This window comes from Paenibacillus hunanensis, assembly GCF_034055775.1.
GTDB classification, from domain to species: domain Bacteria; phylum Bacillota; class Bacilli; order Paenibacillales; family Paenibacillaceae; genus Saccharibacillus; species Saccharibacillus hunanensis.
In genome coordinates this window covers 4,233,187-4,247,166 of record NZ_CP139194.1, presented here as the reverse complement: position 1 = coordinate 4,247,166, position 13,980 = coordinate 4,233,187, and the positions used below count along the sequence as shown (strand labels likewise).

The window sequence follows — 13,980 nt, the reverse complement described above, 5'->3', positions numbered from 1 at the left end:
GAATGAGCCAATTCGAAAATGTAACTGTAATCAAGCAAGCAAATGTATATTATGATGGCAAGGTAACGAGCAGAACCGTATTGTTGCCGGATGGAAGCAAAGTGACACTGGGCATTATGCTGCCAGGCTCGTATGAGTTTGGTACAGATCAGCATGAAACGATGGAGATTCTGGCAGGTAAGCTATCCGTTCTGTTACCAGGTAGCGAGGAATGGCTGCACATCGATGGTACGGCTACATTTGAGGTGCCAGCCAATACACGCTTCAAGCTGGAGATCAGCACAGTTACCGACTATTGCTGTTCGTATTCCTAATCGATCCGACTGGTTAGCTATAACATAAGTCATTGGTCATGGCAGATGGACTGGATTATACTGACGTCTGGCTAGCATCTTCGTATGCGAGGATGACTTGTGTGGTGGCATTCTAGTTTTGGAAACCGGATAATCCGGGTAAACATATCGGTGTGTGCTACATGTATACATGGCATGGGTCTGTGTTCCGACATCCAGAACATTTCCGCTCCGCTGGATACAGACCCATCAAGCTTGTTGATTGACGCATGGATTTGCATGGCGTAAGAGAAGAGGCTGTCCAGTCACGACGTATAAAGCCTGCTATAGCGCTATATATGAGTGAATGGTTATTATGCCTGACGCTTACTGGAAGCACAGACGTGATGCGTTATCGGCATCCTGCGTGCATCAGCTTGCATTGATGCGTGCATCGCGTCATACTTAACATTGGGTTTGCCTCGCACAGCCAGCTATGAAAGCATGAGCTGGCTGCCGGGGGTACGGTGCAGCAAGGTGCTGCATACAGAATGAATTTATGGGAGGGTATTGAATTATGTCTAAAAAAGTGAAATTTGACTACAGCAAAGCTCTTTCTTTTGTTGCTCAACATGAAGTGGATTACTTCGCTGAGCCGATTCGTCTTGCGCATGAGCAGCTTCATAACGGTACAGGTGCAGGCTCTGACTACCTCGGCTGGATCGATCTGCCGAACAGCTACGACAAGGATGAGTTTGCTCGCATTCAAAAAGCAGCAACAAAAATCCAGAGCGACTCCGATGTACTGATCGTAATCGGTATCGGTGGTTCTTACTTAGGTGCGCGCGCAGCGATTGAAATGCTGAGCCATTCCTTCTACAATGTACTGCCAAAAGACAAACGCAAAACACCAGAAATCTATTTTGCAGGTAACAACATCAGCTCCACTTATGTGAACCATCTGCTGGAAGTGATCGAAGGTAAGGATTTCTCGGTTAACGTTATTTCCAAATCCGGTACAACAACCGAGCCAGCAATTGCATTCCGTATTTTCCGCGCTGAGCTGGAGAAAAAATACGGTAAAGAAGAAGCAAGAAAACGCATCTATGCGACAACAGATCGTGCAAAAGGCGCACTGAAAACACTGGCGGATGCAGAAGGCTACGAGAGCTTTATCATCCCTGATGATGTAGGTGGACGCTATTCCGTACTGACTCCTGTTGGTCTGCTGCCAATCGCGACAGCGGGCATCAACATTCAGGAAATGATGGACGGCGCAGCAGCGGCAGCGAAAGAATACAGCAATCCAAATGTTGCTGAAAATGAAAGCTACCAGTATGCAGCGGTACGTAACGCCCTGCACCGTAAAGGTAAAGCAATCGAAATTCTCGTCAACTACGAGCCATCCCTGCACTTCGTATCCGAATGGTGGAAACAGCTGTACGGCGAGAGTGAAGGTAAAGACTTCAAGGGTATCTTCCCAGCAGCGGTTGATTTCTCGACTGACCTGCACTCCATGGGTCAATTCATTCAGGATGGTAGCCGTAACATCTTCGAAACTGTGATTCAGGTTGAAGAAGTGGCAAGCCATATTACGATTGAAGAAGATCCAGAGGATCTGGATGGTCTGAACTTCCTGGCTGGCAAAACGCTGGACTTTGTTAACAAAAAAGCATTCCAGGGCACATTGCTGGCACACACTGACGGACAGGTACCTAACCTAATCGTTAACATTCCAGACCAAACGCCATATTCCTTCGGCTACCTCGTCTACTTCTTCGAGAAAGCTTGCGGCATCAGCGGTTACCTGTCTGGCGTGAATCCATTTGACCAGGAAGGCGTAGAGGCTTACAAAAAGAACATGTTTGCTCTGCTGGGCAAACCGGGCTTTGAAAAGCAAAAAGCGGAGCTGGAAGCACGTCTTTCCGAATAATCCAGCGAGCATTTGTTTGAATTTGCTGAAGAAGCTTCTGTAAAGGTCTTTTCGACAGAGCTACTTTTGATGTAAAATAGGATAAACTTCACGAGGAAAGCAGTTCTCTGACCGGAGTGTCGGGGGGCTGCTTTCTTGATACCTAAATATGGTGTATGATATCTTTAGTAACTGTGGGAAGACCATCGGTGCTATCATACTCATATCGTGCAGGCATTTGCTCATGAATATATACTAATACCTATTGTTTGTTCTGCCTCATACGATCGGCAAGAATGATCTTATACAAGGAAAGGAACATCATGACAACAGACAAGCCAGAACGCTACAAAACGATACAGGAAGCCGGCGAAAAAGAGATTGTTATCAAAAAGTCGCGTTTCATCGGTCACTCCAAGCCAGTGGCAACAGAGGAAGAAGCACTCGAGTTTATCGAGAGCATCAAAAAACAGCATTGGAACGCCACGCATAATTGCTCTGCCTATCTGATCGGCTCGCGCGGAGAGCTTCAGCGTCAGTCCGATGATGGGGAGCCCAGTGGTACGGCGGGTAAGCCGATTTTGGAGGTGATCAAAAACCAGGGGTTGCAGGATATCGTCATTGTGGTCACTCGTTATTTTGGCGGTATTATGCTAGGTGCAGGTGGATTGATCCGTGCGTATACGGATGGTGCAGTTGCGGCGATTGAAGCAGGCAAGGCGATCACCCGTGTGCTTCATCAGCAGGTGCGGGTCGAGATTGATTATACATGGCTTGGCAAACTGGAAAATGAGCTGCGTAATCGTGATATTCGCATGGGGGAAACCGAATTCACGGACAAGGTCATTTTAAATTGCCTACCGGTTGCCAATGAATCGGACGCATTTGAAGCCTGGATGACCGATCTTACTCAGGGACAATCCGTCATTACACGGGGAGAGCAGCGTTACTTTGCAGAGTGAACGATCTGTAGGGATTGCAGATCATACCGGATAAGAAGAATCGATGACGTCATGTATCCGCTCATGACCATCATCTGGACTGAAATTGGCAAGCGGGGTATGCCGTTTTCGAGCTATAGATGGCGAGTATACAGCCATACGTACAGACAGATGATACGGAACGGATCATGCAAAATGCTTGCTTGAAGGGGAATCACACTATGGCGCGTAGAGCGGTTGAGCAGGAGTTATCAAGAGAGAGAATTTTGGAAGCCGCCAGGCATCTATTTGTGACAAAAGGATATCGAGCGATATCGATGCGAAGTATTGGTCAGCATCTGGGATACAGCCATGGTTCGCTTTATTATCATTTTAAGGAAAAAGCAGAATTGTTTTATGCGATTGTGATGGAGGACTTTGATCATCTATGTCAATTGCTGAATCAGGTAAAGGATATGCCAGAGCAAGGGGAGACGGGCAAGGTGGAACGTCTGCTGCTGGAATTTATTCGCTTTGGACTGAATAATGCGCATCAATATGAGATTATGTTTATGATTCGTGACGAAGAGCTGCTGAGCTATTGTCGTGCTGAGCAAGCACGCTGCTTTGAAGTGTTTGCTTCGATTGTGAGAGGCAATATGGATCTGAATGAGCATTCGCTGGAAGCAATGCATACCGTGCCATTGAGTTTATTTTTATCGATCCTTGGCTTTATCTCGTATTATATTCAGGATCGAGTCACGTATGAGGAAGTCGAAGCTGCCGCCAATGCGCATGTTAAAACACTGTGCCGGGTACTGTGAGCGAGACGTTGAAGGTTAGAGGGGAATGCCTCTGTTCAGCATAGCTTCACACTCGTTCAGGCATCCCGGTGAAACAGGATACAGTAGAAGTAAAATCTATAGTGAAAAAGGATGTAACCCATGGATGCTGTGCGTCTGCACACTTTAAGACTTTCCCCTGTCAAAACGTTGAATCCCTATAGCGGACAAGGGAGTCAGAGCAAGGATAATCTTACCGATCACGGTAATCAACATAAAAGGCGGCTCACCTGATGACAGAGATCAGGAAGCCGCCTTTTTGTGTACTTTATTCTCAACCTGTTATAGCTGGATAGACTGTCGATCGTTTTATAAACTAACTGTACTTCTATGAACTAACTATAGCTAAACAGAAGGTGATAACTAAAAAGAAAGTTATCACTAAATAAAAAGTTATAGCTACATAGAACAGTTATAGCGATATAGGATAGTACCACTCAGCAAGAACCACACCGCCAGGATCGCCAGCACAAGAATGTTATAGCGATATAGGAGAATTATAGTACCACTCAGCCTTCCATAATTTTCACTACATATTCACGTGTACGAGGCCCATCGAACTCACAGAAATAGATACCCTGCCAGCGTCCTAGCAGCATATGCCCACCATCAATAATGACTGTCTGGGATGGCCCGGTTGTGATGGATTTGAGGTGTGAGGCTGTATTGCCTTCCATATGGCGATACTTTGGATGCTCCCACGGATAGACCTCATCCAGTCGCATTAATACATCATGCTTTACGTCAGGGTCGGCATTTTCATTGATTGCGATCCCTGCTGTCGTATGCGGACAATAAATAATAACAATTCCGCTCTGAACGCCGCTCTGGCTCACCAGTGCAGCCACATCTCGTGTAATATCTCTAATTTCATCGCGTTTGTGAGTTGAAATTGTGATCGTTTCCAGCATCGTATTCCCTCCTAATTGGCTTTTTGTCAGTCTGGTGCTTACACTCGTTGTTCTTGCACAAAATGATCGTCAAATGATCATTTTCGGCCATGATTCTGCTCTTATATTACCCGAATTAGCTATGGCTTGAATAGGAAAGTAAGAAAGTGACTGTAACCGATACAGTTTCAGTAATGCAAAACATAATTCCACGGTAGGGTGACAAATGCGTGAATATCGCCTCTATTCAGCGATATAGCGGTCATTTTTATCTCAGAAAAGTCTAAATTAGAGCTTTTCGTCGCCACTATTAATCATTTTGGCAAAAAGTTGTGAGGACATTGACGCAAATGTGACGATTTTGCTAAAGTATGGCTAAGATTTAAAACCAAGTATCCTAATAGGAAATAAAGGTTAAATGAAAAGATTCGAACGCATTATACCAAATCAATCGATATAATGACTCGGATGCAAGGAACGGAGTACTCGCTTTGAACTATCACTGGTCAATGGTAAAGGGGTTATGACGTGAATAATACCTGGATTCGACACAAGGGCTGGACATGGGGCTTTCGCACAACTGTATTACTTTATTTTTTAATACTGATCGTACTGCCGATTGCAGGTGTATATGTGAACTCGCTATCGGATGGCTGGAGCGCATTTGTACAAAATATAGCTGATCCGATTGCATGGAAGGCGGTGCTGCTCACCCTACAGCTTGCGTTAGTGGCCACGGTTATCAATGTGGCGATCGGGACGATGTCTGCCTGGGTGCTTGTGCGGTATGACTTTCCCGGCAAATCGCTACTGAACAGCATTGTCGATCTACCGTTTGCGCTACCGACTGCGGTAGGAGGGCTGATGATTCTCGTACTGCTCGGGCCACATAGTGTCGTCGGACGTGCAGCTTCGGCACTTGGACTGGACCTGGTATTTCACCAGCCAGCGATTGTCGTAGCGATGGTATTTGTTACATTTCCATTTGTGATCCGGGCGATTCAGCCGCTGCTGGAGGAGCTGGATACATCGGCAGAAGAGGCATCGTATACGCTTGGTGCATCGCGTGCATTGACCTTTTTTCGAGTGATTTTACCAGCGATGCTACCAGGGATTTTGAGTGGAGCGATGCTCGCCTTTTCACGGGCGCTGGCTGAGTTTGGAGCGGTTGTGCTGGTCGCTGGTAATATTCCGGGACGAACGTTGACCGCATCGGTGTACATTTTCGGCGAGGTGGAGAGTGACAATGAAGCAGGGGCGGCAGCCGTCTCTATTCTGCTGCTCACCTTATCCTTCTTAATTCTATGGTTGATTAATCTCGTGCAAACAAGGAGAGCGGACACATGAAAAGATTATGGATTACGCTCACCTGGCTTGTGTTCAGCATTCTGATTCTGATTCCGCTTGTTGTACTGGCAACAGGTGCCTTTGGTGAAGGCACGAGTGGTTTTATAAAGGCACTGGCACGGCCAGAGGCACTGCATGCGCTCAAGATGACCGGCTTGATTGTGCTGGTCGTTACGCTGCTCAATGGACTATTCGGCATTATGATGGGCATCTATCTTGTACGTGCGACATGGCTGAGTCGGCGCCTGCGGCAATTGTTTAACAGTATTGTCGATCTGCCTTATGCGGTATCGCCGGTTATCGGTGGTCTGATGATCGTCTTGCTGCTTGGGCCGGATACGATTGTAGGTGCATTTTTCGAGCAGATTGGCTTTAAGGTAGTATATGCATTTCCGGGCATGGTAATTGCCACCTTATTTGTCACTTTTCCGCTTATGGTACGCGAGGTGATGCCTGTACTACAGGAGCTGGGCACCGATCAGGAGCAGGCGGCCTCTACACTGGGGGCATATAGCTGGAGAACGTTCTGGCAGGTGACCTGGCCATCAATTCGCTGGGCGGTCATTTATGGAACGATTCTGACGGTGGCGCGCTCGCTGGGTGAGTTCGGCGCCGTGCTGGTTGTGTCCGGTAACATTATTAACAAAACGCAAACGGCGACAACGCTCGTTTATCAGGATATGGAGAACTTCAATGTGACCGCAGCGAATGGCGTTGCGCTTGTGCTGGCGGTATTCTCAATCGGGCTATTACTGCTCATGGAGCGTGCGAAGAAACGAAAGGAAGTGCATTGATATGCATATCGAGGTTCGCAATCTGGACAAGCATTTTGGTCAATTTCATGCGGTTAAGGACGTCAGCTTTTCGATTGAAAAAGGGCATCTGATCGGTCTGCTCGGCCCAAGTGGTGGGGGTAAAACATCGATTCTGCGTATGCTGGCAGGGCTGGAGACGCCGGATAGCGGTGATATCGTATTCCACGGTCAGCGTGTGAATAATTTGCCGCCACAGGAGCGAGAGATCGGCTTTGTATTTCAGAACTATGCGCTATTTAAGCATATGACTGTATTTGAAAATATCGCCTTTGGTCTAAAGGTAAAAAAGCTCAAGAAGCCTGCGATCCGCGAGCGTGTACAGGAGCTAGTAGAGCTGACAGGGTTGTCTGGATTTGAGAATCGCTATCCTCATCAGCTATCCGGTGGGCAGCGTCAGCGTGTTGCCTTTGCCCGTGCGCTTGCACCGGAGCCACAGCTCTTACTACTGGATGAGCCATTTGCCGCGATTGATGCGAAGATTCGGCAGGAGCTACGCACCTGGTTGCGCGAGCTGATCGAGCGTGTCGGCATTACCTCGATCTTTGTCACCCATGATCAGGATGAGGCGATTGAGGTTGCTGACGAGATTATGATCATTAATGGTGGACGTGTCGAGCAGAAGGGGACACCATGGGACATTTATAAGCAGCCTTCCACGCCGTTTGTCGCTTCCTTTATCGGAGAATCGACCATTATTGAGGATGTGAATCGACTGAAGGGCTTTGAAAATAGCTCACAGGCTTCGCGTGCACTGATTCGTCCCGAGTATATCGAGATCGGTCATGCTGGTGAGTTCCGTCTATTATCAGCTACAGAAAAGGGAACCGTGCGACATCTCCATTTCCGTGGAAGTCAGTGGATGGTCGAGGTGGAAGTGGGAGCAAGCCGTCTGATCACCTATCGTTCGCTGGAAAAGGAAACGCTGGAGGTTGGACAGGAGGTACATGTGCTGGTGCACCGTGCGTACCTGTTTAACGAGGAAGAAAGCTGGATTGCTGAAAATGCACTCAAGGCGGACAATGTGTCGATGTTCATTTAAATACAGCCGATACGTAGCAGAAAATACTACAGGTACAGAATGGGATCATCGGTCAAATGGCTGATCAGAGGGAGGAAGCCGACGTGAAAACAATACGAATAGCTACACGTTGGAAACGATACAGTATCGGTATGCTGGCAGTGCTCATGCTGCTGACGGTGGTTTTATCTGGTTGCGGCAAGAGTGCCAGTGAACCATCCGCAGCAGCGGCATCTGCGAATAACGGGGACGTAACGCTAGTGATCGGTGCATATAGTGTAGCTAAGGATGCGCTTGGTGAGATTTTGCCAAAGTTTCAGGCGTATTGGAAGCAGAAGACAGGGCAGACCGTTACCTTTCAGGAATCGTATGAAGCTTCAGGTACACAGGCACGAGCGATTGCAGGTGGCTTTGAAGCAGATGTAGCGGTGCTGTCACTGGAAGGTGATATTGATAAGCTGGTCAAGGCTGGACTGGTCAACAAGCAATGGAAAAAGGAAGCACCGGACAATAGCATGATCACGCGCTCCATTGTCGTGCTCGGGACACGCAAAGGGAATCCACTCGGCATTCATAGCTTTCAGGATTTGACCCGTCCTGGTGTGAAAGTGCTGTACCCAAATCCGAAAACCTCGGGCGGCGCACAATGGGATATTAACGCCATCTATGGTGCTGGACTGAAAGCCTCCGAACGAACAGAAGGCAAAAAAGATCCAGCAGCAGCCAAAGCATTTCTGGAGGCTGTGCATCAAAATATCGAATCGCTTGATAAAAGTGGACGCGCCTCGATGGCAGCCTTTGAATATGGTGTCGGTGATGTGATCGTTACCTATGAAAATGAATTGCTGGCACGGATGGCAAAGGGAGCAGCATATGATCTGGTCGTACCGGACGATACGATTTTGATCGAAAATCCAGCGGCTGTTGTCGATTCCTATGTGGACAAGCATGGTACGCGCAAGGTAGCAGAAGCATTTCTGCAATATTTGTACACACCAGAAGCGCAGGAGATTTTTGCACAAAATGGCTTCCGTCCAGTCGATCAGACCGTATTTAACAAGCATAAGCAACAGTATCCAACGCCACCAGGACTGTTTGATATTCAATATCTCGGAGGCTGGAGCGAGGTACGCAGCACATTATATTCTAAGCGTGGTATCTGGTATCAGGTGCTAGCAGGTATTTAAATGGGCTCGTATGCAGGTGTAGATGATCTCTTACACTTCATTATCTTTTATCTTTTACGAAGCTAGTTCTCACACTGTTATCGGCGATGATGTCAGTAGATAATATCAAGTAGATGATATCAGTACAGGATCGATGGCACGGCATGCTAGTATGGAGAGCTGAAGCCACGGAATAACGTCGTTTTATATCTGCATGTAATAGAACAGAAAACTAGGGAAATAAACAGGGGAAAAAGCGCGAATAGCGGCTTTTCCCTTTTTTGTATGTCTATAGTCATCCCTGAAGAAAAGCGATCGATTTGCCGTAGGAAGTTGGAATGAGCGGATGTCGCAAATTTCAGGAAAATGGTATACTCTAAGATATAATCCTATGGATATAAATAACTATAGTTCAATATAAACAGCCTGACTTTTTTATTCGCAATTACGGCTGAACGGATCGCGTCCTTAGCTACTTCGCTGGCGCAGATCGGAAGCGCGGTTTTCTCTCGGTTGGGAGTGGTATTCGGGCATGAGGTGATGGCGATACGCCAGGTAGAGTCTGCTTCATCATCCGGCATCATCCATCAGCGTGTGTACCTGTAGCAGACGATCCAGGCGGTGTATACGTTGGATGTAAGCTTGCCAATCCGCATACTGTAATCATGACGAGCAAAGATGATATCATCAGGCACAAGGAGAGAAGACGGAATGAACGGACGCATAGTGGACCGATTAACTTTTTTGGGTACCGGAGATGCGATGGGGGTTCCCCGCGTATATTGTGATTGTGAAGTGTGTGAGGAGGCGCGTAGCGGAGGTAGTAACCGTAGACTGCGTTCCTCAGTACTCATCGAAGGTACAGGTGGCGATTTCCTGATGGATTGCGGGCCTGACTGGCGATTGCAAATGGAAATGATCAATCGACGTGCTGATATTACCGATATTGTGATTACCCATGCCCATTTTGATCATATTGGTGGGTTACCGGAATGGGCAGATGCCTGTCGCTGGCAAAATAAGCAGGGTCGTGTATTTGCACCGCAAGAAGTGCTCGATCTGATCCTGCGCCAATTTCCATGGATAAGTCGTCATCTGGAAATGATCGCCAATGACGATGGCATGATTTTGAGCGGCTGGAAGCTAACGCCGTGGAAGGTAAATCACGGGCACAACGGGTATTCCTACGCGTATCGTCTGGAAAAGCAGGATTTTAGCTGGGTGTATTGCCCGGATGCGATTGGTCTGACGGAGGAACAAAAGCGCCCGTTGGATCGACTGGATCTACTTGTGCTCGGTACGACCTTTGTCCATGAGCAAGCAGAATATGAGACACGCTCGGTGTATGATATGCATGAAGCAGCGGTCTTAATCGATGAGTTTTCCCCGATTCAAACGATCTTCACTCATATGTCGCATGATGTGGACATACGGGAAAGTCTACCTTTACCGACAGGTGCAACACCTGCACGTACAGGGATGACCGTGGATCTGGGTAATTATTCTGCACTGCTGCCTGAGGAATAATAGGAATACGCGCAGTACTATACTACAGCATATTCTATCTCACGTTATAGCATTCAATCCCCTATTCGATATGGATAAAAGCCGAGGCTGGTCATCGATTGGCTTCGGTTTGGAACCGGGGAACGGAATGCTATATTCTTATATGGATGAAGTATTAAGCTACATAGCAATGGAATAGATGTAACACGAACCGCTATCTGATGATAGCGGTCTCTTTGTGTTTTTCGGATGATTATTTGTATCAAATGTCTTAATTTTAGCTATTTTTAGTCGGATTACGTAGGATTGTGTAGTCCGAACTTAGGATTATAAAAAATGTCATTATTCCTTACAACATAATCCTAATAAATGGCTATTTTGTACATATGAAAGGAGGAGTAGGATGATAACCTTCCATGAAGTTAACAAATTTTATGGTGATTTTCAGGTGTTAACTGGAATCAATCTCCATGTCAAACCAGGCGAGGTGGTGGTGGTGCTTGGTCCCTCCGGTTCGGGTAAAAGTACGATGCTCCGCTGTATCAATCGTTTAGAAGAAACGAGCAGCGGTCAGCTTACGGTCAACGGAGTACGCGTCGATGATCGCAAAACCGATCTGAACAAGCTACGTCGCAATATCGGCATGGTGTTTCAGCATTTCAATCTATACCCGCACAAAAAGGTCATCGACAATATCACCCTTGCTCCAATCAAGGCGCTCGGTGTCTCCAAATCCGAAGCCCATCAAACCGCCATGCACTATCTGGAAAAAGTCGGTATTGCCGACAAAGCACAATCCTATCCATCCCAGCTCTCCGGCGGACAACAGCAGCGCGTTGCCATCGCACGCGGACTGGCAATGAAGCCACAAATTATGCTATTTGACGAACCCACCTCCGCACTCGATCCGGAAATGGTCGGCGAGGTACTCGACGTTATGAAAACACTCGCTCGCGAAGGTATGACCATGGTCGTTGTCACCCACGAAATGGGCTTCGCCCGTGAGGTAGCCGACCGCGTCGTCTTCATGGATCAAGGTAAAATCATCGAAGAAGCACCACCCGAACAATTCTTCTCCGCCCCACGCGAAGAGCGCGCCCAGCTATTTTTAAGCCGCTTGCTCAATCATTAAATGATACAGGCTAAGCAGTAGGGTAGGACGAAACCTATTGCTATAAAGTCACTACTTGCTAAGACAATAGTTAATCACTTCAACATCCACTTTGCAGCTTTATAATGCGCGGGTAGACCAACCGTATGGAGTCTGAATCGCTATTGAAACTTATCTAATTAAGGTTGATCTACCAGTTTATATGTGCTAACTCGTTTTGATATAGGGATGCACAGAACGGAGGGAAGGAATAAGGGGAAAGGACGATTTTTGAGCACGGGAATCTACATTTTACTCCTACTTCGTAGATTCCTGTGCGATACCAGAGTCCGTTCCCTTATTCCTTCCCGGAGTGGTCACCATCCTAAAACAAAATTCCAAATGAAAAGGGGAACTACGATGATGAACAAAAAGAGATTTTCATTACTGCTCGTATGTATGATCGCACTGGTAACTGTTCTTGGAGCATGTAGCACGACAACCGCTCCAAGCGCAAGCAATGGTGCAGGTGGAGCCGATAGTGCCAGCTCACAGCTGGATCAGATCAAGCAACGTGGCAAGCTAATCGTAGGTGTGAAGTACGATACGAAGCTGTTTGGCTTAAAAGACCCGTCGAGCGGTAATGTTGAAGGTTTTGACGTGGATATGGCACATGCGCTCGCTAAAAGTATTCTGGGCGACGAAAGTAAAGTGGAGCTGAAAGAGGTTACTTCCAAAACACGTATCCCTATGCTGAACAATGGCGATATCGATATGGTTATCGCGACCATGACGATTACAGATGAGCGTAAAAAGGAAGTCGACTTCTCAGATGTCTATTTCCAGGCGGGTCAATCGCTGCTCGTGAAAAAGGGTAGCCCGATCAAAGGTATTGAGGACGTAACGGCAGATACAACGATCCTGGCAGCAAAAGGTGCAACATCGATCAAAAATATTGAAGAAAAGGTACCTAACGTGAAGGTACTTGAATACGATAACTACCAGGATGCTTTCAACGCACTCAAAGCAGGTCAGGGTGATGCGCTGACTACGGATGATGCAATTCTGTACGGTATGGCTGCACAGGACCCGAACTATGAGGTGGTTGGAAAACCATTTACAGATGAGCCTTACGGCATTGCTGTGAAAAAAGGTCAAACCGCACTCGTGGAAGCGATCAATAAAGGTCTGACCGATATGAAGGCAGACGGCTCGTACAATGAGTTGTACAAAAAATGGATCGGTAAAGAGCCTGAAAGCAAATAAGCGACCGCTTCAACATCGAAGCGATCTGGCGCTGGTAGACCAGTTGATGAGAAAAGGTGGGCCAGTCGTGCCCATCTTTTTCATTCCTAACCGAAACAGACGCTAAAGCGAAAGCAATCTATAGGATACGAGTCCGAAGTAAAGCTGAAGGAGGGATGCTGGATGATCGATTTTTCGATTCTGGTTAATTATTTCCCCTATTATATCGAAGGTTTTCTGAATACGATTCTGGCAAGTGTGCTGGCGCTGATTGGAAGCTTTGTGCTGGGTTCGATTCTGGCAGTATTCCGAATTACAGGTGTGAAGCCGCTGCAATGGATCGGTACAGCTTATGTTGAATTTGTACGAAATATACCGCTGCTGCTCATCGTATTCTTTTTCTGGTATGCCTTGCCGACATTTGGCATGCGACTGGATGGATTTCAAGCAGGAACCGTTGGATTGACTATCTATACGGCTGCTTTTATTGCGGAAGCGATTCGTGCAGGTATTCTCTCTGTACCTAAGGGGCAAATGGAAGCGGCACGTTCGTCAGGCATGACCTATGTACAGGCGATGCTACATGTCGTTTTACCGCAGGCGATCAAGCTCGTCATTCCACCGCTGAGTAACCAATTTATTAACCTGATCAAAAACTCCTCTGTACTGACTGTCGTTGCAGGTCTGGATCTGATGTACTTTGCGGATAAGGTCAATGGGGATAGCTATGCAACGGTGAGTGCATATGTATTTGCCGGTTTGTTCTATCTCGTGCTGACTTTGCCAATGAGCTACGGTTCTCATGTGCTGGAGCGTCGACTGGCGAAAAGCTCGTAACTCGTAACAAATGAGGCTATTTTCTCTGATCATTGCTATCTGTAAAGTGTTCGTACTGATCGTGCTGATCAATAGCTCTCCAGCTACCGAGCAACCGGAATGAGGACACAGAAAGAAGGA

The 13,980-nt window shown here is 47.1% G+C and carries 13 protein-coding genes; 12 read left to right on the top strand and 1 reads right to left on the bottom strand.

All coding sequences use genetic code 11. From position 1 onward, the window contains the following. The first annotated feature begins 2 nt into the window (after positions 1–2). The 4 genes from ppnP to SK066_RS17260 all read left to right on the top strand — a co-directional run bounded on the left by ppnP (position 3) and on the right by SK066_RS17260 (position 3,928). Positions 3–314, top strand: a complete 312-nt coding sequence (ppnP, locus tag SK066_RS17275) for a pyrimidine/purine nucleoside phosphorylase (protein ID WP_188773733.1) — start codon at positions 3–5, stop codon at positions 312–314. A 535-nt stretch (positions 315–849) separates the two neighbouring features. Then, positions 850–2,205 (top strand): glucose-6-phosphate isomerase, encoded by a 1,356-nt coding sequence (locus SK066_RS17270; RefSeq protein WP_320542390.1) that lies wholly within the window; start codon positions 850–852, stop codon positions 2,203–2,205. A gap of 302 nt (positions 2,206–2,507) precedes the next feature. Next, positions 2,508–3,146 (top strand): YigZ family protein, encoded by a 639-nt coding sequence (locus SK066_RS17265; RefSeq protein ID WP_320542389.1) that lies wholly within the window; start codon positions 2,508–2,510, stop codon positions 3,144–3,146. Positions 3,147–3,346: 200 nt separating this feature from the next. Continuing rightward, positions 3,347–3,928, top strand: coding sequence for a TetR/AcrR family transcriptional regulator (locus tag SK066_RS17260; RefSeq protein ID WP_250342811.1), 582 nt, complete (start codon positions 3,347–3,349; stop codon positions 3,926–3,928). A gap of 527 nt (positions 3,929–4,455) precedes the next feature. Here SK066_RS17260 and SK066_RS17255 read toward each other — a convergent pair. Continuing rightward, the gene (locus SK066_RS17255; protein WP_320542388.1) at positions 4,456–4,857 is read right to left on the bottom strand and encodes a secondary thiamine-phosphate synthase enzyme YjbQ; all 402 of its coding nucleotides are present in this window, start codon (positions 4,855–4,857) and stop codon (positions 4,456–4,458) included. A 507-nt stretch (positions 4,858–5,364) separates the two neighbouring features. Here SK066_RS17255 and cysT point away from each other — a divergent pair. The 8 genes from cysT to SK066_RS17215 all read left to right on the top strand — a co-directional run bounded on the left by cysT (position 5,365) and on the right by SK066_RS17215 (position 13,860). Beyond that, positions 5,365–6,183, top strand: a complete 819-nt coding sequence (gene cysT / locus SK066_RS17250) for a sulfate ABC transporter permease subunit CysT (RefSeq protein WP_188773738.1) — start codon at positions 5,365–5,367, stop codon at positions 6,181–6,183. Continuing rightward, positions 6,180–6,977, top strand: a complete 798-nt coding sequence (locus SK066_RS17245; RefSeq protein WP_188773739.1) for a sulfate ABC transporter permease subunit — start codon at positions 6,180–6,182, stop codon at positions 6,975–6,977. The genes cysT and SK066_RS17245 overlap by 4 nt, the downstream gene beginning before the upstream one ends. A gap of 1 nt (position 6,978) precedes the next feature. After that, positions 6,979–8,037, top strand: a complete 1,059-nt coding sequence (locus SK066_RS17240) for a sulfate/molybdate ABC transporter ATP-binding protein (RefSeq protein WP_188773740.1) — start codon at positions 6,979–6,981, stop codon at positions 8,035–8,037. A gap of 131 nt (positions 8,038–8,168) precedes the next feature. Further along, positions 8,169–9,203 carry a sulfate ABC transporter substrate-binding protein gene (locus SK066_RS17235; protein WP_320544911.1) on the top strand — a complete coding sequence of 345 codons (1,035 nt, stop codon included), beginning with the start codon at positions 8,169–8,171 and terminating at the stop codon, positions 9,201–9,203. 690 nt (positions 9,204–9,893) lie between these two features. Beyond that, positions 9,894–10,709 (top strand): MBL fold metallo-hydrolase, encoded by an 816-nt coding sequence (locus tag SK066_RS17230; RefSeq protein WP_320542387.1) that lies wholly within the window; start codon positions 9,894–9,896, stop codon positions 10,707–10,709. A gap of 382 nt (positions 10,710–11,091) precedes the next feature. Continuing rightward, entirely contained in the window at positions 11,092–11,820 is a 729-nt protein-coding gene (locus SK066_RS17225; protein WP_320542386.1) for an amino acid ABC transporter ATP-binding protein, read from the top strand. Between the two features lie 378 nt (positions 11,821–12,198). Beyond that, complete coding sequence (locus tag SK066_RS17220) at positions 12,199–13,044, top strand: glutamate ABC transporter substrate-binding protein (protein ID WP_250342810.1); 846 nt, start codon at positions 12,199–12,201, stop codon at positions 13,042–13,044. 165 nt (positions 13,045–13,209) lie between these two features. Continuing rightward, a complete protein-coding gene (locus SK066_RS17215; RefSeq protein ID WP_445376100.1) occupies positions 13,210–13,860 on the top strand; it encodes an amino acid ABC transporter permease in 651 nt (216 codons plus the stop codon). The last annotated feature ends 120 nt before the right edge of the window (positions 13,861–13,980 follow it).